The organism is Streptomyces dysideae (genome assembly GCF_001514305.1).
Classification (GTDB): domain Bacteria; phylum Actinomycetota; class Actinomycetes; order Streptomycetales; family Streptomycetaceae; genus Streptomyces; species Streptomyces dysideae.
The window spans coordinates 130349-153728 of the sequence record NZ_KQ949087.1; the positions used below are offsets into that span (position 1 = coordinate 130349).

General features: G+C 71.7%; 23 protein-coding genes and 3 pseudogenes. 14 read left to right on the forward strand and 12 right to left on the reverse strand.

Features of this window, described 5'->3' with window-relative positions; all coding sequences use genetic code 11:
- Window positions 1-26: 26 nt before the first annotated feature.
- The 5 genes from AQJ91_RS21485 (at window position 27) to AQJ91_RS21505 (ending at window position 5250) form a co-directional block, all read left to right on the forward strand.
- Window positions 27-2372 carry a sensor histidine kinase gene (locus tag AQJ91_RS21485; protein WP_067024110.1) on the forward strand — a complete coding sequence of 782 codons (2346 nt, stop codon included), beginning with the start codon at window positions 27-29 and terminating at the stop codon, window positions 2370-2372.
- Window positions 2373-2383: 11 nt separating this feature from the next.
- A complete protein-coding gene (locus AQJ91_RS21490) occupies window positions 2384-2803 on the forward strand; it encodes a roadblock/LC7 domain-containing protein (protein ID WP_067024113.1) in 420 nt (139 codons plus the stop codon).
- The gene (locus AQJ91_RS21495; RefSeq protein ID WP_407696891.1) at window positions 2784-3164 is read left to right on the forward strand and encodes a DUF742 domain-containing protein; all 381 of its coding nucleotides are present in this window, start codon (window positions 2784-2786) and stop codon (window positions 3162-3164) included. Before AQJ91_RS21490 ends, AQJ91_RS21495 begins: the two co-directional genes overlap by 20 nt.
- Entirely contained in the window at window positions 3151-3738 is a 588-nt protein-coding gene (locus AQJ91_RS21500) for a GTP-binding protein (RefSeq protein ID WP_067024115.1), read from the forward strand. Before AQJ91_RS21495 ends, AQJ91_RS21500 begins: the two co-directional genes overlap by 14 nt.
- 123 nt (window positions 3739-3861) lie before the next feature.
- On the forward strand, window positions 3862-5250 hold the full coding sequence (locus AQJ91_RS21505) for a glycoside hydrolase family 43 protein (protein ID WP_067024118.1): 1389 nt from the start codon (window positions 3862-3864) through the stop codon (window positions 5248-5250).
- A gap of 91 nt (window positions 5251-5341) precedes the next feature.
- Here the strand turns inward: AQJ91_RS21505 and AQJ91_RS21510 are convergent, their stop codons facing one another.
- Complete coding sequence (locus tag AQJ91_RS21510; RefSeq protein WP_067024121.1) at window positions 5342-6298, reverse strand: ABC transporter substrate-binding protein; 957 nt, start codon at window positions 6296-6298, stop codon at window positions 5342-5344.
- 234 nt (window positions 6299-6532) lie between these two features.
- On the opposite strand from AQJ91_RS21510, the pseudogene AQJ91_RS21515 reads away from it, so the two are divergent.
- A pseudogene (locus AQJ91_RS21515) lies at window positions 6533-6954 on the forward strand (GTP-binding protein).
- Between the two features lie 28 nt (window positions 6955-6982).
- Here AQJ91_RS21515 and AQJ91_RS21520 read toward each other — a convergent pair.
- The 7 genes and pseudogenes from AQJ91_RS21520 to AQJ91_RS21545 form a co-directional block, all read right to left on the reverse strand.
- On the reverse strand, window positions 6983-7651 hold the full coding sequence (locus AQJ91_RS21520) for an ABC transporter permease (RefSeq protein ID WP_067024124.1): 669 nt from the start codon (window positions 7649-7651) through the stop codon (window positions 6983-6985).
- Window positions 7648-8334: an ABC transporter permease gene (locus AQJ91_RS21525; RefSeq protein WP_067024127.1), complete on the reverse strand. Its 687-nt coding sequence runs from the start codon at window positions 8332-8334 to the stop codon at window positions 7648-7650. Before AQJ91_RS21525 ends, AQJ91_RS21520 begins: the two co-directional genes overlap by 4 nt.
- The gene (locus AQJ91_RS21530; protein WP_067024130.1) at window positions 8331-9479 is read right to left on the reverse strand and encodes an ABC transporter ATP-binding protein; all 1149 of its coding nucleotides are present in this window, start codon (window positions 9477-9479) and stop codon (window positions 8331-8333) included. The genes AQJ91_RS21525 and AQJ91_RS21530 overlap by 4 nt, the downstream gene beginning before the upstream one ends.
- 84 nt (window positions 9480-9563) lie before the next feature.
- Window positions 9564-9849: pseudogene (locus AQJ91_RS55830) on the reverse strand (response regulator); the annotation flags it as partial.
- A 100-nt stretch (window positions 9850-9949) separates the two neighbouring features.
- Window positions 9950-10672, reverse strand: coding sequence for an FAD:protein FMN transferase (locus tag AQJ91_RS21535; RefSeq protein WP_067024344.1), 723 nt, complete (start codon window positions 10670-10672; stop codon window positions 9950-9952).
- A 22-nt stretch (window positions 10673-10694) separates the two neighbouring features.
- A complete protein-coding gene (locus AQJ91_RS21540) occupies window positions 10695-11096 on the reverse strand; it encodes an FMN-binding protein (RefSeq protein ID WP_067024133.1) in 402 nt (133 codons plus the stop codon).
- Window positions 11097-11106: 10 nt separating this feature from the next.
- The gene (locus tag AQJ91_RS21545; RefSeq protein ID WP_234382708.1) at window positions 11107-12450 is read right to left on the reverse strand and encodes a ferredoxin reductase family protein; all 1344 of its coding nucleotides are present in this window, start codon (window positions 12448-12450) and stop codon (window positions 11107-11109) included.
- Window positions 12451-12603: 153 nt separating this feature from the next.
- On the opposite strand from AQJ91_RS21545, the gene AQJ91_RS21550 reads away from it, so the two are divergent.
- The 3 genes from AQJ91_RS21550 (at window position 12604) to AQJ91_RS21560 (ending at window position 16003) form a co-directional block, all read left to right on the forward strand.
- Window positions 12604-13302, forward strand: a complete 699-nt coding sequence (locus AQJ91_RS21550) for a response regulator transcription factor (protein WP_067024139.1) — start codon at window positions 12604-12606, stop codon at window positions 13300-13302.
- Entirely contained in the window at window positions 13299-14738 is a 1440-nt protein-coding gene (locus AQJ91_RS21555; protein WP_067024143.1) for a sensor histidine kinase, read from the forward strand. The genes AQJ91_RS21550 and AQJ91_RS21555 overlap by 4 nt, the downstream gene beginning before the upstream one ends.
- Before the next feature lie 263 nt (window positions 14739-15001).
- Window positions 15002-16003 carry an NAD-dependent epimerase/dehydratase family protein gene (locus AQJ91_RS21560; RefSeq protein WP_067024145.1) on the forward strand — a complete coding sequence of 334 codons (1002 nt, stop codon included), beginning with the start codon at window positions 15002-15004 and terminating at the stop codon, window positions 16001-16003.
- A gap of 29 nt (window positions 16004-16032) precedes the next feature.
- On the opposite strand, the gene AQJ91_RS21565 is transcribed toward AQJ91_RS21560, so the two are convergent.
- A complete protein-coding gene (locus AQJ91_RS21565; RefSeq protein WP_067024148.1) occupies window positions 16033-17145 on the reverse strand; it encodes a sensor histidine kinase in 1113 nt (370 codons plus the stop codon).
- Between the two features lie 2 nt (window positions 17146-17147).
- The gene (locus AQJ91_RS21570; protein WP_067024151.1) at window positions 17148-17873 is read right to left on the reverse strand and encodes a response regulator transcription factor; all 726 of its coding nucleotides are present in this window, start codon (window positions 17871-17873) and stop codon (window positions 17148-17150) included.
- A 103-nt stretch (window positions 17874-17976) separates the two neighbouring features.
- On the opposite strand from AQJ91_RS21570, the gene AQJ91_RS21575 reads away from it, so the two are divergent.
- The 4 genes and pseudogenes from AQJ91_RS21575 to AQJ91_RS58320 form a co-directional block, all read left to right on the forward strand.
- Entirely contained in the window at window positions 17977-18705 is a 729-nt protein-coding gene (locus AQJ91_RS21575) for a glycosyltransferase family 2 protein (RefSeq protein ID WP_067024154.1), read from the forward strand.
- The gene (locus tag AQJ91_RS21580; RefSeq protein WP_067024157.1) at window positions 18702-18911 is read left to right on the forward strand and encodes a hypothetical protein; all 210 of its coding nucleotides are present in this window, start codon (window positions 18702-18704) and stop codon (window positions 18909-18911) included. Before AQJ91_RS21575 ends, AQJ91_RS21580 begins: the two co-directional genes overlap by 4 nt.
- Window positions 18908-19519: a TIGR04282 family arsenosugar biosynthesis glycosyltransferase gene (locus AQJ91_RS21585; RefSeq protein WP_067024160.1), complete on the forward strand. Its 612-nt coding sequence runs from the start codon at window positions 18908-18910 to the stop codon at window positions 19517-19519. The genes AQJ91_RS21580 and AQJ91_RS21585 overlap by 4 nt, the downstream gene beginning before the upstream one ends.
- Window positions 19516-20001: pseudogene (locus AQJ91_RS58320) on the forward strand (class I SAM-dependent methyltransferase); the annotation flags it as partial. The gene AQJ91_RS21585 and the pseudogene AQJ91_RS58320, both read left to right, overlap by 4 nt.
- Before the next feature lie 176 nt (window positions 20002-20177).
- Here AQJ91_RS58320 and AQJ91_RS58325 read toward each other — a convergent pair.
- Both AQJ91_RS58325 and AQJ91_RS21595 read right to left on the reverse strand, forming a co-directional pair.
- A complete protein-coding gene (locus AQJ91_RS58325; RefSeq protein ID WP_407696892.1) occupies window positions 20178-20633 on the reverse strand; it encodes a hypothetical protein in 456 nt (151 codons plus the stop codon).
- Window positions 20633-21889, reverse strand: coding sequence for a molybdopterin-dependent oxidoreductase (locus AQJ91_RS21595; protein ID WP_067024164.1), 1257 nt, complete (start codon window positions 21887-21889; stop codon window positions 20633-20635). The genes AQJ91_RS58325 and AQJ91_RS21595 overlap by 1 nt, the downstream gene beginning before the upstream one ends.
- Window positions 21890-22002: 113 nt before the next feature.
- Here AQJ91_RS21595 and AQJ91_RS21600 point away from each other — a divergent pair, with 113 nt between their 5' ends.
- The gene (locus tag AQJ91_RS21600; protein WP_067024167.1) at window positions 22003-23364 is read left to right on the forward strand and encodes a hypothetical protein; all 1362 of its coding nucleotides are present in this window, start codon (window positions 22003-22005) and stop codon (window positions 23362-23364) included.
- The last annotated feature ends 16 nt before the right edge of the window (window positions 23365-23380 follow it).

Consider the following 23380-nt stretch of genomic DNA (forward strand, 5'->3'; position numbering starts at 1 on the left):
TCCCACTGAACGCCCATAGGACGACGATGTCTCCTCGGACCCGTACCCGGCGCCGCCGCCTCGGCTCCATACGTCTCTCCCTGATCCTCCTGGCCCTGATTCCCAGCGTCACCCTCGCCGCCATGTGGGGTGTGACGACCACGCAGATGTTCTCTGAGGGGCTGCGGCTGCGGGAACAGACCGAGCTGAGCAGGTCGACCGGCGCCATGGGCACCGACGCGACGCTCGCCCTGCAGCGGGAGCGCGGTCTCTCGGCCGCACTCCTGGCCGGCCAGAGCGGCGCCCGGCCCCTCCTCGACGAACAACGGCAGGAGACGGACGCGGCGATCGCGAAGCTGGTCGGCCGGTCGGACGCGATCGCCGACGCCCCGTACCGCATCGGCGACCGGATGTACTCCGTCGTCGCGGGGGTCGGCAGCCTCGAGTACTACCGGGACCAGGTCGACGATCTCACCGACATCTCCCCGCAGCAGGCACTCGACCAGTACACCTCGATCATCGACGACCAGATCAACGCCTTCCGCGAACTCTCCCAGGTCGACGACGGAAACCTCACCTCGCAGGCCGGTCCGCTCGTCATGCTGGAGCAGGCGGCGGAGCTGGTGTCCCAGGAGGACGCGATGCTCACCCTGGCGTGGCCGTCCGGGAATCTCGAGGGTGAGACCCGGGCCCGGTTCACGGAGCTGGTCAACGCACGCCGGTGGCTCCTCGAGGACCAGATCGTGCCCGCGCTGAGCGGCAGCGTGAAGACCCAGACCGAGCGGATTCTCCAGGGGTCGGCGTGGCAGACCGTGGAGGTCATCGAGAACCAGGTGCTCGCGGCGCGTACGACGGGCAGCGGCGAGGCCCTCAGGACCGCCCTGCCCGACGCGCAGAAGCAGTGGACCGGCGCGATCGACGCGCTCTCCGACCAGTACACCGTGCTGATCCAGCAGCAGACCCGGGCCCTGCTCGACCGGACCGGCGACAAGGCGCAGTCGCTGCTCATCCAGGCCGGCTCCCTGAGCGTCGGCGGTCTCGTCGCCGTACTGGTGTGCGCCGTGATGTCCTGGCGGATCACCCGCTCCCTGTCCCGCCGGCTGCACGGCCTGCGCGAGGCCACGCTCAGCCTGGCCCAGGAGCGGCTGCCCGACGTGGTGGCCCGGCTGGAGCGGGGCGAGACGGTCGACGTGGAGCTGGCGACCCCGCCGCTGGACTACGGCCGCGACGAACTCGGCCAGGTCGCCAAGGCGTTCAACACCGCGCAGCGCACCGCCGTGCACACCGCGGTCGAACTCGCCGACACCCGGCGCGGTTTCCAGAAGGTCATCCTGGGCATCGCCCGGCAGAGCCAGAACCTGGTCAACCTCCAGCTCACCAAGCTGGACGCGCTGGAGCGCCGGCACACCGACCCCGACGTCCTGCAGGGCCTGTACGAACTGGACTCCACGGCCAGCCAGTTGCGCCGCTACGAGGAGAACCTCGTCATCATCAGCGGTGAGCGGCCCGGCCGCAGCTGGACCGAGCCGGTCGCGCTGATCGACATCCTGCGCAGCGCCGTCGGCGAGGTCGCCGAGTACCAGCGGGTGGAGGTGCACACCGAGGAGGAGGTCTCGCTCGCCCCGCCCGCGGTCGCCGACGTCATCCATCTGCTGGCCGAGCTGATCGACAACGCGACCGCGTACTCCCCCGCGCCCAGCCCGGTCGGGGTGCGGGCCGCGGTGGTCGCCAAGGGTCTGGCCGTGGAGATCGAGGACCGCGGTCTCGGCATGTCGGAGGAGGACTACGCCTCGTTCAACGAGCAGTTGGCGGAGCCCCCGCAGTTCGACGTGGTGGCGCTCGCCGACGACCTGCGGCTCGGCATGTTCGTCGTCGCCCGGCTCGCCAACCGGCACGGCATCACGGTCACGCTGCGCTCCTCGCCGTACGGCGGGACCACGGCGATCGTGCTGATCCCGCACGACGTCGTGGTGCCCGAGGCGTCCGCCGCCGCGTCCCCGCAGATCCCCGCCGACCCCGAAGAAGTCGAGCACGCGGAGGCCGCCGTGGCGGACGAGCCCGTACGGGAGTCCCGTCCCGACATCCCCGCCCGGACCGCACCCGTACCCGCCGCCGCCCCGGCGCCTGTCCCCGCGCCCCGGCGGGAGGGGCTCACCCCGCTCCCCCGCCGGGTGCCGCAGACGAGCCTGGCCGTCGAACTGCGCGAGGAGTCCGTGCCCGTCGAGGAGGACGGCGACACCGACGACTTCACCGCGGAGCGTGCCGCCTCCTCGCTGGCCGGCTTCCAGCGCGGCACACTCCAGGCGCGTGACGAGGACGATACCCACGAGGAGACGACGCCGACCACCGCCGACCCGACCGTCTCCGCGACGCCGCCCGCCGACCGCTCATGAAGGACATCGCCATGACACGCCCCACCCCCGCCACGCACACCGCGCTCGACCAGTTGCTCACCGGACTCGTGGAGCGGGTCGCCGAGGTCAACCACGCCGTCGTGCTCTCCGAGGACGGGCTGGTCGTCAGCAAGTCCACCGGGTTCCTGCGCGACGACGCCGAACGGCTGGCGGCGACCGCGTCCGGCCTGATGAGCCTCAGCAAGGGCGTCAGCATGGACTTCCGGGGCGGCCCGGTGCGCCAGGCGCTCATCGAGATGGCGCACAGCTATCTGATCCTCACCTCCGCGGGCCCCGGCGCCCACCTGGTCGTCCTGACCAGTCAGGGCGCGGACGTCGGGGTGGTGGCGTACCAGATGAACATGCTGGTGAAGAAGATCGGTGAGCACCTCAGCGCGGCGCCGCGTGCCAATGTCGGTCCCGGCGCGTGAGGTGGGCGGAGACGACTCTGCGGGGCGGCTCGTCCGACCCTTCACCCTGACCGGCGGCCGGACCCGCCCGAGCCGCGCCGACTTCACGCTGATCACGACCCTGATGGCGGTGGATCCACCGCCGGTCCGGGCCCCCCGGCCGCAGCCCGAGCAACTGCGGATCCTGCGGCGCTGCGCACGGCCGATCGCCGTCGCGGAGCTCGCGGCCCATCTCGACCTGCCGGTGAGCGTGGTCGTGATCATGCTCTGCGATCTGCTGGAGGCGGGGCTGATCACCGCCCACCCGCCGCACCCCGTCTCCGCCCGTACCCCGGACCTGGACCTGCTGCAGAAAGTGAGGGACGGCCTTGGCCGGCTCTGACGTCACCGCTCAGGCTGCTACGGCGCCCGACACCGTCAAGATCCTCGTCGCCGGGGGTTTCGGCGTCGGCAAGACCACCATGGTCGGCTCGGTCAGCGAGATCGTCCCGCTGCGTACCGAGGAACCGCTGACCGTCGCCGGCCTGGGCGTCGACGACCTCGACGGCATCGAGGAGAAGAAGGCCACCACCGTGGCCCTCGACTTCGGCCGGATCACCATCAGCCGGGAACTGGTGCTGTATCTGTTCGGCACGCCCGGACAGCAGCGGTTCTGGTTCATGTGGAACGACCTGGCGATCGGCGCCCTGGGCGCGGTGGTCCTGGTCGACGTCCGCCGCCCGGAGTCCAGCTTCGCCGCGATCGACTTCTTCGAACGCCGGCGCATCCCCTTCGTCGTCGGCGTCAACGGCTTCCACGGCGAGCATCCGTATCCGGCCGAGGACATCCGGGAGGCCCTGGCACTGCCGGAGCATGTGCGGGTGCTGCTGTGCGACGCGCGGGATCGGGAGTCGTGCCGGGACGTACTGATCGCGCTGATCGACCAGTTGATCGCGGCGGCCGTACGGGCCGACTGACGCCGGTCGGGTGGCGGGAATCCGCCAAGGCCGACCGTGTTATTGACGGGTACGCGGCACGCTTCTACCTTCTGGCCGACCCCCCGAACTTCGTTCGAGATATCGACCCCCACTGGAGAGTGCATGACCCCCGAGCCGCACCCCTCCCGCCGTACGTTCCTCGGCATGGCCGCCACCATGCCGCTCGTCGCCACCGGCGCGCTGGCCATCGGCGCCGGGACCGCCCACGCCGCCGACTCCGCCTATGTCATGGTCTACTTCACCGAGTCCACGACCATGCTCGAGGCCGATTACGGTCTCCACCTGGCCGTCAGCACCGACGGTCTGCAATGGATGCCGCTGAACCAGAACAACCCCGTGGTCACGCCGACCGCGGGGGCCGCGGGGCTCCGCGACCCGTTCGTGATGCGCAAGCAGGACGGCACCTTCGTCGTGCTGGCGACGGACCTCAAGGGCACCGACTGGAACCGGGACAGCGTGAACATCCACGTCTGGGACTCGGCCGACCTGCGTTCCTTCACCGGCTACCGGCTGCTGAAGCTGCACGACATGACCGACACCCACAGCTGGGCGCCGGAGGCCTACTGGGACGCGGGGCGCGGCAGGTACGGCATCCTCTACTCGTCGGTGAACAGCAGCGGCCACAACGTGATCATGGTCAGCTACACGACCGACTTCCGCACGACCGAGAGCCCGCAGGTCTTCTTCGACCCCGGCTACGACGTCATCGACGGCAACATGACCGTGGGCGTGAACGGCGTCAACTACCTCTACCACAAGCGGAACCAGACGCTGGTGGGCGCGAGATCCACGTCCCTGAACCCCGGCAGCTTCACGGCCTTCAGCACACCGGTCGCGCACGGCGGGACGGAGGCGCCGACGGTGGTGAAGTCCCTGACGTCCAACGCCTGGTACCTCTGGGGCGACACCTACACGCCCAACGGTGTCTTCTACGCCTGGCAGTCCACCGACCTGGCGGCCGGCACCTGGACGGCGCTCGACCAGCGGCTCTACACCCAGCCGCTGAACTCCAAGCACTGCGCCATCCACCCGATCACCTCGGCCGAGTACACCAACCTGGTCGCGAAGTGGGGCGCGCCGGCCTGGAACCGGCTGAAGTCGTACAACTTCCCGGCCCGTTACGTCCGGCACAGCGGCTTCGCCGGGCGGATCGAGGAGTACCCCTTCGACCCGTACCCCGACTCCCAGTGGAAGCTGGTGCCGGGCCTCGCCGACTCCGCCGGGGTGTCCTTCCAGTCGGTCAACTACCCGGCCCGCTATCTGCGGCACTACAGCTACAACCTGCGCCTCGACGCGAACGACGGCACGTCGACGTTCGCGGCGGACGCCACGTTCTACCGGACGGCCGGGCTCGCCGACTCCTCGTGGTCGTCGTTCCGCTCGTACAACTTCCCGACCCGCTACATCCGGCACGCGGACTACGCCCTGCGCATCGACCCGGTCGCCACGGCCACCGAGCGGCAGGACGCCACGTTCCAGGTCGGCTACTGAGCCGTAAGCCGTTCAGGACGACGCGGGCACCTCCCGTAAGGAGAGGTGCCCGCGTCGGTCCGTCCGCCGTGGTGTCCGAAGGTGCTCGGTGTCAGACCAGTCCGGCCGACTTCAGCCAGGCCTGGGCGACGTCCAGCGGGTCCTTGTTCTCCAGCTGCACCTGGGAGTCCAGGTCGAGCAGCGTCTTGGTGTCCAGCTTGGCGGAGACCGCGTTGAGGGCTGCCACACCCTCCTGGTCGAGGCCGCTCTTGTAGACCAGCGGGGTCACGTTGGCGTAGCCGAAGAGGTTCTTCGGGTCCTGGAGGACGACGAACCTCTCCTTGATGATGCTCGGGTCCGTGGTGAAGATGTCCGCGGCCTGCACGGTGTTCTTCTTCAGCGCCGCCAGGGTCAGCGGGCCGCCCGCGTCGAGCGCCTTGAAGGACTTGAACTCCAGGCCGTACTCGGACTTCAGGCCCACCAGGCCCTGGTGCCGGGTCTGGAACTCGGGCGAGCCGCCGATGACCAGCTCCGGGGCGATGTCCTTGAGGTCCTCGAGGGTGGACTCGGCGGTGAGGTTGTACTTCTTCGCCGTCTCCGCGTTGAGGCTGACGGAGTCCTTGTCCTCGGCGGGCGACGACTCCAGCAGCGTCAGCTCCGAGTCCAGCTTGGACTTCACCGCGGCGTTCACCGCGTCGGCCGACGTCTGCTCCGCCTTGGAGTCCAGGTAGGACAGCAGCGAGCCGTTGTACTCCGGCAGGACGGTGATGGAGCCGTTCTCCAGCAGGCCGTACGTCGTCTCGCGGCTGCCGATGTTGGGCTTGTAGCTGACCTTGACGCCCTTGGCCTTGAGCGCCTCGCCGTAGATGTCGGCGAGCAGGATGCTCTCGGGGAAGTTGTTGGAGCCGACGACGACCGTGCCGCCGCTGGCCTTGTCCTCCGCCAGCGGGTCGTCCGCCGGGTCGGACGAGGAACAGCCCGCCAGCAGGGCCGTAGTAGCGGCGAGCGCGACGGCGGCCGCTCCGGGGTGACGCCTGATGGACCTGCTGCGTGGGGCGGTGGAAGTCACGATTCCCGTTCCGGGTCAGGGGGTTGAGGGTCTCTCATCTGATCCAATCCAGCCACTTCTTGATCAGTCAAGCGAAATCGGATTACCGATTGGCCTCAAAGGACGAGCAGTTGCGGTCCGGGGTGGATGCGGGACGGTTGGGGCGCGCGGTGTCGTAACGGATGAGCCCAACACCGTTCGGGGCGTCCGGCTGAGCATGAGTTCTGGCAACAGGACTCCCCGCTGCCGTTCAAGATGGTGATCGCGGGCGGCTTCGGCGTGGGCAAGACCACCACGACGGTGGCGATGGACTTCGGGTGCATCACCATCGACCCGACCCTGAAGCCGTACCTGTTCGGCACGCCCGGCCAGGAGCGGTTCGGGTTCATGTGGGACGACATCGTCGAGGGCGCGGTCGGCGGGCTGTCATCGTCGACACCCGCCGCCTCGACGACTGCTACGCCGCCGTCGGCTACTTCGAGCACCGGCGGATCCCGTTCGCCGTCGCCGTGAAGCCCTTCGACGGCAAGGTCGAGCACACCCTGGAGGAGGTCCGCTGGGCGCTCGGCGTCACCGACAGCGCCCCCGTGCTGGTGTTCGACGCCCGGGAGCGCGGCTCGGTGCGCGACGCGCTGCTCGTCGTATTGGAGCAGGCGCTGGCGCTCACCGGCGGGTGAGCCGCGGGATAGGCCGGGATACACCGCGTCAGGCGCCGCGGCGCACCCCGCGCGACACCGTGAGGCGCCCGACGGCCCAGAACACCGCGAGCGTGGCCAGGGCCATCGCGGCGACCAGGGTGGCGCCGCCCACGACCTTCTCGTAGTTCCGCTGGTAGAGGCCGTCGATGATGTAGCGGCCGAGGCCGCCGAAGCTGACGTACGCGGCGATGGTGGCCGTCGAGACGATCTGGATGGCCGCCGTGCGCAGTCCGCTGAGGATCAGCGGCAGCGCCACCGGCAGTTCGACCCGGAACAGGACTCCGGCCTCGGCCATGCCCATGCCGCGGGCGGCGTCCACCGGGGCGGGGTCGACGGCGCGCATCGCCTCGTAGGTGGTGACCAGGATGGGCGGGATGGCGAGCACGACCAGGGGGATCATCACCGGGGCCATGCCCAGGCCGAGCAGCACGAACATCAGCACCATCAGGCCGAAGCTGGGCAGCGCGCGGGCGGCGGTGGCGATGAGGGCGAGCGTGTTGCCGCCGCGCCCGGTGTGGCCGGTGACCAGGCCGGTCGGCAGCCCGACGACGGCGGCGATGCCGAGTGCCATCAGCGTGTACTGGATGTGTTCGACGACGCGGGTCGGGATGCCGTCGTACCCCTGCCAGTGGGCGCTGTCGCTGAAGAAGGCGTCGATGTAGGTCAGTACGTTCACCGGGCGGCGTCCTTCAGGGCGGTCGGGCGCGTGGTCCTACGGCTGCCGCGGGGCATCCAGGGCGTCACCAGCTCACGGAGGACGATCAGGGCGATGTCCACGAGGATGGCGAGGACGGCCGTGCCGATCACGGAGAGCCACACCAGACGCGGCTGGTTGTAGATCATGCCGCTGTTGAGCAGGTTTCCGAGGGCGCCCGCGTTGCCGATCAGCATGCCGACGCTGACGAGGGAGACGCTGGACACGGACGCCACCCGCAGCCCGGCGATGATGGCCGGCGCGGCGATCGGCAACTGGACCTGGACATAGCGTCGTACGGGCCCGAAGCCCATGGCGGTGGCGGCGGCCAGCGTCTCCTGCGGCACCGACCGCACACCGTCGACGATCGCCGGGACGAGCACCACCAGGCTGTAGACGGCCAGCGGGATCATCACCGTGAGCTCGCTCAGGCCGGTGTAGTCGATGAGGATGACGAAGAAGGCGAGCGACGGGATCGCGTACAGCACGGTCGTCACCCACAGCACGGGCGGGTACAGCCAGCGCAGCCGCACGCACAGCTGGGCGACGGGCAGCGCGACGAGCAGCCCGGCCAGCACCGGGAGCAGTGCCTCCCGCAGGTGCAGTGCGACCAGCCCGAGGTAGCTGTGCTGGAGGTCGCTCGGCAGGTCGAAGAACTCGTTCATCGCGTGACCGTCGCGGCCTGCTCGGCCGTGCCGTCCGCCCGGCCCTCCGCGTGGGCGCCGCGGATGGCCTCGCCGATGCTCTGCTGGGAGACGACGCCGGCGACCCGGCCGTCCGTGTCCACGCCGACGGCCCAGCCGGTCGGTGAGAGGACGGCGCAGTCGAGCGCGGCCCGCAGCGAGTCGGTTGCGGCGACGAACGGCCGTCCGTACGGCAGGAGTTGATCGGGTTCGATCTCCCCGGCGGTCAGGTCCTGCGGTTCGCTCCAGCCGAGGGGCTTGCCGTCCAGGTCCGTTACGAGGAGGTAGGGGGCGTCCGTGGTGTCGCGGGCGGCGATCTGCTCGGCGGTGGCGTCGACGGCCACGACCGGGGAGGTGAGCAACTCCAGTCCGGCGGACGGGAAGAAGGACAGCCGCCGGATGCCGCGGTCGGCGCCGAGGAAGTCCTCGACGAACGCGTCGGCGGGGCTGGAGAGCAGTTCGGCGGGCGGGGCGAACTGGGCGAGCTTGCCGCCGGTGCGCATCACGGCGACCATCGTGCCCAGCTTCACGGCCTCGTCGATGTCATGGGTGACGAAGACGATGGTCTTTCCCAACTCGTCCTGGATACGCAGGAGTTCGTCCTGGAGCCCCTTGCGCACCACGGGGTCGACGGCGGAGAACGGCTCGTCCATCAGCAGCACCGGCGGATCCGCGGCGAGCGCCCGGGCCACGCCGACGCGCTGCTGCTGGCCGCCGGACAGCTGGTAGGGGTAGCGCTTGGCGAGCGAGCCGTCGAGACCGACCCGTTCCATCAGCTCCCGCGCCCTCGCCCGCGACTTCTCCTTGCCCCAGCCGAGCAGGCGGGGCACGGTGGCGATGTTGTCGAGGATCGTGCGGTGCTGGAAGAGGCCGGCGTTCTGGATGACGTAACCCATGGACCGGCGCAGGGTGTTGACCGGCTGCCGCAGGATGTCCACGCCGTCGAGGAGGATGGTGCCCTCGCTGGGCTCGATCATCCGGTTGATCATGCGCAGGGTCGTCGTCTTGCCGCAGCCCGAGGGGCCGACGAGGACGGTGATCGAGCGGTCCGGTATCTCCAACGACAGCCGGTCGACCGCCACCGTGCCGTCCGGGTACCGCTTGGTGACTGACTCTATCCGTATCAAGACGCCGAATACCCCTCGGGTTTGGCAGAATCTGCCCGTTTTCGGTCATGGTCGTACAGGCCGTTGGGGGAAGAGTCTAGACCTCCTGGGCGTGACCACCGGGTCCAGCCAGGCGTCCCCGCGCGCCAACGCGTGGACGGCGCGGACGAGTTCGGCGGGCGCGGCGTCCTTGAGCATAAAACCCGAGGCTCCGGCGCGCAGGGCCGCGTAGACCGCTTCGTCGAGGTTGTACGTGGTTCAGGATGAGCACCTTGACGGGGCAGTCGGGATCCGTGGAGAAGCGGTCGGCGGTGATGGCACGGGTGGCCTCCACGCCGTCGGTTCCCGGCATGCGTACGTCCATGACCACGACGTCGGGCTGAAGCCGTCGTCCATGGGTTTCAGGGGAGTATCCGGCGGGCGGAAAGGGTTGTCGAGGCCGGAACCGCACCCGCCGGATCCCCGCCCCGCGCGTCACACCCCGGCAGCCGTCACGCGGCCGCGCCAGGAGCGGCCCCGGCCACCGGGAACCCTTCCGTGCGCAGCACCCGCCGCTCCGCGTCCACGGCGAACACCTCGCAGCCCGGCCGAGCGGAGGCCCACGCGATGCCGTCGGCGCCCATCGCGAACGCGGCCGTCGCCGTCGTGTCGGCGATCGTCAGGGACGAGGCCACGACGGTGAGGGAGAGCAGTCCGGTCGCCGGGCGTCCGGTGCGGGCGTCGAGGATGTGGTCGCCGCGCTCGTAGCGGGCGGACGTGGCGACCGCCGCGTCGGTGAGCTCCAGCACCGTGCACACCTTGTCGGCGTGTTCGGGGTGCCGTACGCCCACGCGCCAGGGCCCGCCGGAGGCGACCACGTCACCGCCGGCGTTGAGGACGAAGCGCCTCGCTCCCGCCGCCTTCAGCAGCTCGGCGGCCCGCTGCACGGACCAGCCCTTCACCACCGCGCACGGGTCGAGCCCGCGCCCGGGCAGCCGTACGTCGAAGGCGCCGCCGGTGGCTGCCCGGTACTCCTCGCACAGCCCCAGCACCTCGTCGAGGTCCGCACTGACGTCTCCCCGTGCGATCTCACCCCGGTCCAGCCGGCACACCTCGCTGTCGGCCTTGAAGGGGCTGAACCGCGCGTCGACCTCCCGCAGCCAGGCGAACACCTCGTCCGCGGCCGACTCGGGAACGTCCTCGTCGTCGACCCGCAGCGAGACGGGGAAGCCCATCACCTGCTCGACGCGCCGCACGTCAGGCGCCCTTCGCGTCGAGGGCCGCCTGCAGGGACTCCTTGTAGCCCTCGCTGGTGATCGTCGCGCCGGAGACGGAGTCGATGTCCGCGCTCTGCGCCTCCAGGGTCTCCTCGATCAGCTTCGGCACCGCCGCCGTGGTCTGCGGATGGTTCGGCTGCTGGAGCATCTTCACGGCGGTGATCTTCTGGCCCGTGAAGGTCACCTCGACCTGCACGGCACCCTTCTCCGTGTCGACCGTCGTACCCGCGACGACGGTCGAGGAGGATCCCGACGACGAGGATGTGGAGGGCGTCGAGGCCGGGGCGGTGATCTGGGTGCTGGTGGCGGCCGACGGCTCGTAGAGCCAGACGGGGACCAGGCCGGCGATGCTCAGGACGGCGACGGGTACGGCTCGCTTCATGGTGTCTTCCTCATCCCGCCAGGCTGAATCGCTCGAAGTGGATCTGCGGCTTGGGCACGTTCAGCTCGCGCAGGCTGCCCAGCACCGCGTTCATCATGGGCGGCGGTCCGCACAGGAAGACGTCCCGGTCGGCGATGTCCGGCACGAGTCGCGCCAGTTCGCCCGACGCCAGCTTGTCGGGAACCGCCGGGCCGGTCACCAGGTGCAGTTCGGCGCCCTTGGCGAGGGCGAGGTCGCGCAGCTCGTCGTAGAGGACCGCGTCCCGGTCGCTGGCGACGCGGTAGATGACCACGGCGTGGCCGTGCAGGTCCTCCAGCAGGGCGCGGATGGGAGTGACGCCGACACCGCCGGCGATGAGCAGGGCCTCCGGGCGGATGCGGTGCATGGTCGTCAACGCGCCGTAGGGGCCCTCGGCGAAGACGCGGGTGCCGACCTTGATGTGCCGCAGGCCCGCGCTGCCGGCGCCGGCCGCCTTCGCGGTGAGCCGCAGCTGGGTGCCGTCGGGCGCGGCCGACAGGGAGAACGGGTTGGCCTGCCACCAGCGGTCCTTGGTCAGGAACCGCCAGAGGAAGAACTGGCCGGCCTGCGCGGGCAGCCGGTCGAGGTCGCGGCCGGTGACGTAGACCGAGACGACGTTGTCCGACTCGGGGACCACGGCGGAGACGCGCAGCTGGTGACGCCAGTTCCGCCACAGCGGCAGGACCAGCCGACCGACGAACACCGAGCCGAGGGCGACGCCCCAGACGGCGTACCAGTACCCCGTGGCGGCCGGGGACGACGCGAAGGTCGTACCGGCCGCGACCTGGTGGGTGAACGCCAGGACCACGGCGACGTAGGTGTACAGGTGGATGAAGTGCCAGGTCTCGTACGCCAGCCTGCGGCGGGCGTAGCGGGCCGAGACGACGCCGATCACGATGAGGATGCAGAACGCGACGACGGCGCGCAGCACGCCCTCGACGGTCTCGGCGAGGTCGATGATCTGGTTCACCGGGTCCATGCCGGTGCCCTCGGCGTAGCCGAAGGTGATGAACACGGCGTGCGCGAGCAGCGTCCACAGCACGCTGAAGCCGGTCCAGCGGTGCCAGGAGGTCAGCCGGTCCATGCCGATGCGGCGGTCGAGCCACGGCAGCCGGGCCACCAGCACCAGCTGGAACGCCATGAGCAGCGCGCCGGCCAGGCCGGTCGCCCGGCCGAGCACGATGAGGGTGTTCGAGGCGAAGCCGGCCTGGGCGAAGAAGTAGGTCACCACGGCCGCGTTCGCGAGCAGGACGGCGTACAGGCCCGTGCGGGCCACCACCCTGGGGCGTTTCATCGCCGTGGGGGGCGCGACAGGGGGTGATTGGACGGTCGTCACGGGTGGCAGCTCCTAGATCGGGTCCGGGATAACCCGAGCTTGGCCGGTGGGAGCTGTCGAACAGCTGTCGTCCATCTTTCAAGTGGTTATCGATGTGGCTGTGGCGGATACCCCCATCCTGGAACCGGGGGTCCGGTGCCGCACTATGGGCGGGTGGAAAAAGTGCGCCTTCTGGTCGTGGACGACGACCCGCCCATCGCCGACCTCGTCGCGACGGTCGCCCGGTACGAGGGCTGGGAGGCGGTCACCGCGAACTCCGGCGAGGAGGCGCTGCGGCTGGCCGCCGAGTTCCATCCGGACATCGTGGTGCTCGACCTGATGCTGCCCGACCTGGACGGCTTCGGTGTCCTGGACCGGCTGCGCCGCTCCGGGGCGATGGTGCCCGTGGTGTTCCTCACGGCGCGCGACGGGGTCGCGGACCGGGTGGCGGGGCTGACCCGGGGCGGCGACGACTACCTGGTCAAGCCGTTCGCGGTGGAGGAGCTGATGGCCCGGCTGCGGACCGTGCTGCGGCGCAGCGCCGGGCCCGGTTTCCAGCGGTCGGTGCTGCGGGTGGGGGACCTGACGATGGACGAGGACACCCGTGAGGTGCGGCGCGGCGAGCGACTGCTCACGCTCACGCCGACCGAGTACGAGGTGCTGCGCTATCTGATGCGCAAGTCCCCGACCGTGCTGACCAAGGCGCAGATCCTCGACCATGTGTGGGAGTACGGCTTCGGCGGCCGTTCCAACGTCGTCGAGCTGGTCGTCAGCCGGCTGCGCCGCAAGCTCGACGAGTCCGACGACGCCGGGGCGCCGCTGATCCACACCGTGCGCGGCTTCGGGTACGTGATCCGGCAGGCCGCCGAGTGATCCGGCGGCTGCGCCGGACGTACCGCAGCACCCGGCTCGGCACCCGGCTGGCGCTGGGCCTGGGCGCGCTGGCCCTGCTGGTGTTCGCGGTCGTGGGCACCTCGCTGACGACGTACATGCGCGACTATCTGGAGCATCAGCTGGGCTACCAGATGAAGGTCGTCCAGACCGTGCAGTCCAAGGACGCCGAGGCCAACGGCACGGTGACGCAGAAGCCGTACTGGGGCTGGTTCAGCGCGGTGTACGACGTGTCGGACGACTCGGCGGTCCTGCGCCAGCCCGCCGACATACCCCACGACATCCGCCCGCTGACCACGCTCGCCAAGGACATGGCGCATTCGGACACCGAGCTCCTGCGCACCGTGCAGATCGACGGGGAAGGCATTTACCGGCTGCGGGCCTGCGAGGTCCAGCCCGGTGTGGTGCTGGTCAGCGCGGCGCCCATGGAGGGCATCCAGGACACCATCGACCAGCTGGTCACCGTGCAGGTGATCGCGTTCGGGGTGGCGCTGGCGGCGCTGGTGGTGTTCGGCCGGAAGATGCTGCGGCGCGGTCTGAAGCCGCTGAGTGACATGGCGTCCACCGCTCACGGCATCGCCTCGCACGATCTGACCGAGTCGGCGGCGCGGCTGCCGCTGCGGGCCGACGGGCGTGACGGCGGGCCGGAGGTCGCGGAGCTGCGGACCGCGTTCAACACGATGCTGGAGCACATCGACGACTCCCTCGCGGTCCGCGCGGAGGCCGAGCAGCGGCTGCGCCGGTTCGTCGCGGACGCCTCCCACGAGTTGCGGACGCCGCTGATGTCCGTACGGGGCTATGCGGACCTGTTCCAGTACGCGGCCGCCAACGCCCCCGGGGAGCGCGACCGGCATCTGGCCCGGCTGCGGGCCGAGGCCGCCCGGATGGGCTTCCTGCTGGACGACCTGCTGCTGCTCGCCCGGCTGGACGCGGCGGAGGTGGAGGCACCGCTGCGGTGCGAGGAGGCGGACCTGGTGGAGCTGGTCCACGACGCGGCGGACGCCTTCCGGGCCGGCCACCCGGACCGTCCGCTGACAGTGGCCCCCTCCCCGCAGGCCGTGCGGATGCGCCTGGACCCGCAGCGCATCCGCCAGGTCCTGGACAACCTGCTCACCAACGCCGCCGTGCACACCCCCGCCGGCACGGACGTGTCCGCGGCGGTGTCGGTCGCGCACGGCACGGCCCTGGTCAAGGTCACCGACGCGGGCCCCGGCATCCCGCCGGCCGACCGGGAGCGGGTCTTCGACCGCTTCTACCGCGTCGACAAGGCCCGCAGCCGCGACCGCGGCGGCAGCGGTCTGGGCCTCGCGGTCGCGCAGTCCCTGGTGAAGGCGCACGGCGGCTCGATCGAGGTGAGCAGCGAGCCGGGTTCGACGGTGTTCACGGTGACGATTCCGCTGGATCTCGCGGAACGGTGACGGGGCGTCCGGCGGTTGGGCCGGAGATGCGCCTGGTGCCGGTGGATGGGTCGGGGTCGTGGCGGCTGCGGCGAGCCCGCAGCGGGTCGGGGCCGGTGTCGGGGACCGGCTGAGCGGCGGGCCGCGCCATACCGCCACGCACCGCTCCCGTGCATGGGCGGCTGCGGGCCCGTGGGGGTGCGGTGTCGGCCAGGTCTTACGGACCCGTGACATCACGGACGCGGAGCGTTCGTCGGGGCTGGTCATCGGCCTAGCGTGGGCTCATGCGTGTACTGGTCACCGGCGGTGCCGGGTTCATCGGGTCCCAGATCGTCCGGGCACTGTCGGCCCACGGCCACGAGCCCGTCGTCTACGACGTCCTCGCCGACCCCGCGTCGGACGTGCGCGATCCCGACGCCGTCCGCCGCGCCCTGACCGGCGTGGACGCGGTGTGCCACCAGGCGGCGATGGTCGGCCTGGGCGTCGGCTTCTCGGACGCGGCGGAGTACGTCTCCCGCAACGACCTCGGTACGGCCGTGCTGCTCACCGGCATGGCCGACGCGGGCGTACGGCGGCTGGTGCTGGCCGGGTCGATGGTGGTGTACGGCGAGGGCCGATATGTCTGCGAGCGGCACGGCGTCGTCCGGCCGGGGCCGCGGGCGGTCGCCGACCTGGACGCGGGCCGGTTCGAGCCGCCCTGCCCGGTGTGCGGGGCCGACCTGTCGCCGGGGCTGGTCGCGGAGGACGCTCCCGTCGATCCGCGGAACGTGTACGCCACGACCAAGCTCGCCCAGGAGCACCTGGCGGCGGCGTGGGCACGCGCGACCGGCGGCTCTGCGGTGTCGCTGCGCTACCACAACGTCTACGGCCCTGGCATGCCCCGCGACACCCCGTACGCCGGGGTCGCCTCCTTCTTCCGCTCCGCGCTGGCCCGCGGCGAGGCGCCGCGGGTCTTCGAGGACGGCCGCCAGCGACGGGACTTCGTGCACGTACGGGACGTGGCCGCAGCCAACGTGGCGGCGCTGGAGGCGAGTTCGGCCGAGGGCGCGCTGGTGGCGTACAACACCGGGAGCGGCGACCCGCACACGGTCGGCGAGATGGCCCGCGCGCTGGCGGCGGCGTACGGCGGCCCCGAACCCGTCGTCACCGGGGAGTACCGGCTGGGCGACGTACGGCACATCACGGCGGACTCGGCGCGGCTGCGCGGGGAGTTGGGGTGGAAGGCCGAGGTGGGGTTCGAGGAGGGGATGACGGAGTTCGCCGGGGCGGGGTTGCGGGGCGAGTGAGAGGCCCCCGGGGGTGGGGGCCCCGCCGTCTACACCTCCGCCGTCGGCAACATCACCTCGAACCGGCAGCCCCCCGGGATGTTCCGTACGGTCGCGTGGCCCTGGTGAGCCTCCACGATGCCTCGGACGATGGCGAGGCCAAGTCCCGCGCCGGCCGGGGGTGTTCGGGCGTGGGTGCCGCGCCAGCCGGTGTCGAAGACTCGGGGGAGGTCCTCCTCGGGGATGCCGCCGCAGCCGTCCGTGACGGAGAGGACGACGCCGTCGGGGCGGCGTTCCGCGGTCACCGCGACCGTGCCGTCGGTGGGGGTCCGGCGGATGGCGTTCACCAGCAGGTTGCCCAGTACCCGGCTCATCTCCTTGCCGTCCACCTCGACCGGCACGGGCTCGACCCGGCCGCCGACCAGCCGTACACCGTACTCGCGTGCCAGCGGATCGGCGCCCGCGAGCGCGTCGCCGACGAGGTCGTACAGGGAGATCCGGCTCGGGCTGAGCGCCAGTGCCCCCGCGTGGATGCGGGAGAGTTCGAAGAGGTCGCCGACCATGTCGTTGAGGCGTTCGACCTCGGTGCGGATCTGGCGGAGGTAGCGGTGCGGGTCGGCGGCGACGCCGTCCTCCAGGGCCTCCGCCATCGCGCGCAGGCCGGCCAGCGGGGTGCGCAGGTCGTGCGAGATCCAGGCGACGAGTTCGCGGCGGGAGGACTCCAGGGCGCGCTCGCGTTCCCGGGATTCGGCGAGCTTGGCGCTGGTTGCCTCCAGTTCGCGGCTCAGCGCGGAGAGTTCGGCGGTGGCCGGGCCGGTGGGGGCGGCGAAGTCGCCGCCGTCGCCGAACGAGCGGGCGGCCATCGTCAGGGCCCGGCTGCGCGCGACGACCCAGCGGCCCAGGAGCAGTGCGGTGGCCAGCGAGACCACGGCGGCCATCGCGACTATGGTCGTCACGACGGTCAGGTCGTGGGAGGACAGGAACATCGCTTCCGCGACCATGAGGGTGCCCGAGAGCATCGCGGTCACGGCCACGGCGACGACGACGGTGAGCGACACGATCAGTGACCGGCTCCGTATGAGCCGCAGCACGAATGCGCCGATCAGGCCGGCCGCGGCGGCGCCCAGGAAGGCGCACAGGGCGATGATGAGGATGTCGCTCATGGTTACTCCTGGCCGGTGGCGGTGGCGGTGGCGTCGAAGCGGTAGCCGACGCCCCACACCGTCTGGATGAGGCGGGGACGTGCCGGGTCGTCCTCGACCTTGCCGCGCAGCCGGCGGACGTGGACGGTGACGGTCGACAGGTCGCCGAAGTCCCAGCCCCACACCTCCCGCATCAGGTCCTCGCGGCTGAAGACCCGGCCGGGATGCCGGAGGAAGAACGCGAGGAGGTCGAACTCCCTGATGGTGAGAGCGAGTTCGGCGCCGCCCTTGACCGCGCGGCGGGCCGCCGGGTCGACCGAGAGGCCGACCGCGCCGAGCAGCCCGGACGGCTGGGCGGGGCGGGTGCGGCGCAGGACGGACTCGACGCGCAGGACCAGTTCGCGGGGGCTGAACGGCTTGGTGACGTAGTCGTCGGCGCCGACCTCCAGGCCGAGGATCCGGTCGTCCTCGTCACCGCGCGCGGTGAGCATGATGACCGGCACGGGCCCGCGCCCGCGCATCCGGCGGCACACCTCCAGGCCGTCCATGCCGGGCAGCATCAGGTCGAGGACCACGAGGTCGGGCCAGTGCGCGGCCGCCCGGGCGAGGGCGTCGGGCCCGTCGCCCGCACGGTCCACGACGTATCCGGCACGGTCCAGGTACCCGGTGACGATCTCCGCGACGGTGGGATCGTCGTCGACGACGAGGACCCGGGCCCCGGCCTGCGCATACGGCTCTTGCTGCTCCATGCCGCCAGCCTCGCACCACGCGCCCGGATGTGTCGCCGCCTGCCCCCGACGTCCTTGTTTCGTAAGGAGCCAAGGTCTGAAATGTACCTTTCATCCTCGTAGTGTGAAAGCTGTGACGACCTCTTCCGCACCAGCAAGTGAACCGGACGCGGCGTCCGTGGACGTCGTACTGCCCTGTCTCGACGAGGCCGAGGCACTGCCCTGGGTCCTGGAGCGCATCCCGCCCGGCTGGCGCGCCCTCGTCGTGGACAACGGCTCCACGGACGGCTCGGCCGACATCGCCCGCGCCCTCGGCGCGACCGTCGTACGCGAGGAGCGGCGCGGTTTCGGCGCCGCCTGCCACGCCGGTCTGTCCGCGGCCACGGCCGACGTCGTGTGCTTCTGCGACTGCGACGCCTCGCTCGATCCGGGCGACCTGGTGCCCTTCGTCCGCCGGGTCCTGGCGGGCGAGGCCGACCTGGTCCTCGGCCGGCGCCGCCCGCAGACCCGGGGCGCCTGGCCGCCGCACGCCCGGGCGGGCAACCTCGCGCTGTCGCGGCTGCTGCGCCGCCGCACCGGACTGCGCCTGCACGACCTGGGGCCGCTGCGCGCCGCCCGCCGCGAGGACCTGCTGGGCCTCGGGCTCACCGACCGGCGCAGTGGCTATCCGCTGCAGATGGTGGTGCGCGCCGCCGACGAGGGCTGGCGGATCGCCGAGTACGACGTCCCGTACCGGCCGCGCACCGGCGACTCCAAGGTGACCGGCACCTGGCGCGGCACCTGGCAGGCGGTGCGGGACATGAGCCGGGTGTTGTCAGAGACGGCGGTCGCCGAGAAGGGAGTACACGCGTGACGTCCTCGACCACGCTCCTGGTCATCGCCAAGGAGCCCCGGCCAGGAGGGGTGAAGACCCGGCTGACGCCGCCCAGCACGCCGGAGGCGACAGCCGCGCCGGCCAAGGCCGCGCTCACGGACACCCTCGACACCCTGGCACGGACGCTCACACACCGCCGGGTCCGGTCGGAGACGCCCGCCGTCGGAAAGGGGGCCCACGCATGACCACGCTGCTCGTCATCGCCAAGGAGCCCCGGCCGGGCCGCGTGAAGACCCGGCTGACCCCGCCGTTCACCCCCGAGGAGGCCGCCGCGCTCGCGGAGGCCTCCCTCGCGGACACCCTGGACGCCGTGGCGCGGACGCCCGCGCGCCGCCGGGTGCTGGTTCTGGACGGGACGCCGGGCTCCTGGCTGCCGGCCGGGTTCGAGGTCGTACCTCAGTGTGCGGGCGGCCTCGATGAGCGGCTTGCCGACGCCTTCGCCGGGTGTGACGGGCCGGCCCTGCTCATCGGTATGGACACCCCGCAGGTGACGCCGGAGCTGCTGTCCGTGGACTGGGACGGCTGCGACGCGTTCTTCGGTGCCGCCGAGGACGGTGGCTTCTGGGCGCTGGGGCTGGCCGAACCCGATCCGGCGCCGCTGCTGGGCGTGCCCATGTCCGTGCCGCACACGGGTGCCGTACAGCGGGCCCGGCTCGCGGACCTGCGGGTGCGGGAGCTGCCCGTGCTGCGGGACGTGGACACGGCGTACGACGCCGACCTGGTCGCCAAGGCGGCGCCCGACGGGCGGTTCGCGGCACTGCTGGACCGGCTCACCGAAACCGAGGGCCGATGAGCACGACGGGGGCGGCCACCCGGGTCTCACGGCAGCCGGGCGGCCCCCGCACCGGCACCCTCGTCGGCGACCGCCCCTGGTCCGACGATCCCTACTCCGACGCCCTGCGCACCGGACAGGGCCCGCTCTTCCTGCGCCGGGCCGACGGCTGGCTGCTGCCGCTGGAGGTCGAGCGCTGGTGCGCGGACGCCGACGCGGCGGACCTGGAGGTGCTGCGGCGCTGCGAGGGCGCGGTGCTCGACGTGGGCTGCGGGCCCGGGCGGCTGGTGGCGGCGCTGGGTGAGCGCGGGCGGCGGGTGCTGGGCATCGACGTCAGTGAAGCCGCCGTGGCCCGGACGGTGCGGCTGGGCGGGCAGGCGGTGCGGCGTTCCGTCTTCGATCCGTTGCCCGGTGAGGCGCGTTGGGGGACGGCGTTACTGATCGACGGCAACCTCGGCATCGGCGGCGACCCGCTCGCCCTCCTCGACCGAATGGCCCAACTCCTCTCCCCCGGTGGCCTGTTGATCGCCGAGACGGTGCCGGACCTGGACCTCGACGAGCGGGTCCAGGTCCGGGTGGCCGACGCGCGGGGCGCCGCCGGTACGCCGTTCCCGTGGGCCCGGCTCGGCACGCCGGCCCTGCTGCGGTATGCGGACCGCGCGGGCTGGCGTGCCGTCGATCAGTGGACGGCGGACGGGCGTTCCTTCGCGGCCCTGCGCAGCCGCAGCACGTACAGCAGCGCCGAGCCGCCGAACAGCACGGCCGCCACCAGCAGCCAGCGGGCGAGGAACCCGTCCGGGGACAGACCGGTGGCCGGCCGGTAGCGGTCCGTCACCCGCCCGGCGATGAGCGGGAACCACACGAGCAGGAGCAGCAACGACAGGGCAGCCGGCACGCGCACGTACCCGATCCAGTCCCTACGGCGGACCGTGACCCGTACCAGGGCGCGGTCCGCCGCCGCGTACAGCGGCAGCAGCACCAGGTCGTGCAGGACGGCCGCCCCCACGAACCACAGCGCGACCCCGAACCAGTCCCCGTCCAGCAACCGCACCCCCGCGTACCCGGCGAGCGCGAACGAGGCGGCCAGCAGCAGGAGTTGCAGCGGACTGCCGATGACCGGCCGTGGAATGCGCATCACAGGTCTCCGAAGGTCATCCGGGCCACCCACTTGGTGTTGAGCACACCGGGTGCCGCGGGCACGATGATCCGCGCCGGGTGGCCGTGGTCGGGGGTCAGGTCCTCGCCGTTGACGAACAGGGCGAGCAGGGAACGGGAGTCGGCGACCTGGTTGGCGCGCAGGGCGGCCCGCCGGAAGGAGCCGCGCTGTTGCAGCGACTCCACGAAGACGTCGGGCGGGTCGGTGTCGTAGCCGACGAGTGCGGCGAGGTCGCGTAGTCGTACCCCGCGCCACCATTGGTCAGAAGTCGACCAGCCCTCGACGCAGGCGATGGGCAACGCCGCGCTGTGCAGCGGGAGTTGGAGGAGGTCGGCGCGGCTGAGGCGGACGGTGCGGCCGTCGCGGCCCTCGACCACCAGCCGCCAGGCCTCGTCGCTGGTGTCGACGGCACGGATCCCGGCGTACGCGGCGGTCTTGTTGATCTGGAAGCCTGCGGGTCCCGAGACCGGTTCGGCGCCGCCGTGCGGGGCGAGGAGGGCGGTGCGGCGCAGCGGCCCGTCGAAGTTCTGCCCGGCGGTCGTGGCGAACAACAGCAGCGAGCCGCCTCCGACGAACCCGAGGGCACCGCGCCGCGAGACGGTCGGCGGGGAGGGGTTCGGAGACACCAACTCGGTCTTTTCTTCCTCCCGCGAGTCGCGCATGTGCCGCAGATTGCGCAGCGCCATCGGCATCTTCAGGGCGGCGTGCGCGACGAACGCGGCGAAGAACACCCATGCCCCGTAGAAGTGCAGGGGGTAGAAGGAGCCGGGGAAGACGTAGTCCAGCTGGACGTTGAGCACGCCGGTCACGAACTCGAACAGCGCGCCTCCGACCAGGAGCAGCAGCGAGATCCGTTCCAGGGCGTGGGTGAGCGACCGTGCGGGCGGCAGGGCGAACAGCTTCGGCACGACCGACCACAGCTTGGCCAGCAGGACGGGGATGAGCGTGATGCCGAGGGTGACGTGGACGCCCTGGTTGAGCCGGTACAGCCAGTGCGGGTTGGTCGGCCAGGAGAAGAGGTAGAAGCCGAGGATCCCCTTGTCCGGCGTCTTGTCGTTCACCGGCGACAGGTCCGGGTTGTAGGCGGCGTACGACACCAGCCCCGTCACGAACAGCACCGTGATCCCGCCGAGCAGCACCACGCCGAGCACCGAGGTGAACCAGGGGCCGCGCAGGGGGCTGCGCCAGAAGCCGGGTGAGAAGGGGCCGGGCCCGTGGGAGGGAGCGCGTCTCATGCCTCGACCGTAGGTCGGGAGCATCCCCGCAAAGGGCGCGCGAACCATGACGAATCTCTGACGTCCATGCCTGTCAGCCGTCCGGAGCAGGGCGGACGTCCTAGCGTTCAGGCGTGAACCGCGATCTCCGCCATGACCTGTACACGGCCGCGGCCGCCGCACTGCTCGTCGCGGTCGCCGCGGTCGTCGGCACCGTCATCCAGGACCGGCACGGCACCCTCCGGGTGAACTGGCCGCCGCTGCTGGCGAACTGGGATCCGCACGTCGGCCCCGGCACCCCGGCCGCGCTCGCCGTCGCGGTGGCGGTGATCGCGTACGGCCCGTCCCTGGCGGCCCGGCTGCCGTGGCGTGCCCTGCTGCTCGGCGTGTGGGTCACCGGCATGGCGTGGACCTGGTCACTGGCCCTGATCGACGGCTGGCACCGGGGAATCGCGGTCCAGCTGACGACCCCGCACGAGTACCTCCGGGTCATCGACCGCTTCCAGGACATCCCCGCCACCCTGCGCGACTTCACCGCGCACATCCTGCTCGAGACGCCGGACAACTGGCCCGCCCATATCGCCGGGCACCCGCCGGGGGCGACGCTCACCTTCGTGTTCCTCGACCGGATCGGGCTGGGCGGCGGGGGCTGGGCGGGGGCCTTCGTCATCACGACCGGTACGACGGCGGCGGTCGCGGTCCTGATCGCCGTACGCCTGCTGACGGACGAGAAGCTCGCGCGCAGGGCCGCGCCCTTCCTCGTCCTGGCCCCGGCGGCGGTGTGGGTGGGCACCTCCGCCGACGGGTACTTCGCGGCGGTGGTGGCGTGGGCGGTCGCGTTCCTGGCGCTGGCGGTGACGGGGCACCGGCCGGCGTGGACGGGGCTGGCCTCGGGCCTGCTGTTCGGGTGGACGATGTATCTCTCGTACGGCCTGTCCCTCTTCGTCGTGATCGCGGCGGCCGTCCTGCTCCTCGGCACCCACCGGGTCCGGCCGCTCCCCTGTCTGCTGGCCGGGTTCCTGGTCGCGCCCGTGGTGTTCACCGCCATCGGCTTCGACTGGTGGGAGGCGTACCGGCTGCTGGTGACCCGCTACTACCAGGGCGCGGGCGGTGTGCGGCCGTACGGCTACTGGGTCTGGGCGAACCTCGCGTGCACGGTGGTCGTCGTGGGGCTCGCGACGGTGGCGGGGCTGCGGCGGGCGGGCGGGGCGCTGGTCCGCCGGGACGACGGCACGTCCGGGTCCCGGTGGTCCCGCCTCGTCCGCGGCGACGGCCCGCCCGCGCCCCGGCTGTCCGTCCTCGTCTGCGCCGCCCTGCTCGCGCTGCTCGTCGCCGACCTGTCCGGGATGAGCAAGGCGGAGACGGAGCGGATCTGGCTGCCGTTCGCGATGTGGCTGCTGCCGGCCTGTGCGTTCCTCAGTGGGGTACGGGGGTGGCTGGCGGCGCAGGCCGTGGCGGCGCTGCTCGTCAACCACCTGCTGCTGACGGGCTGGTGACCCGGCGGGAAGCGTG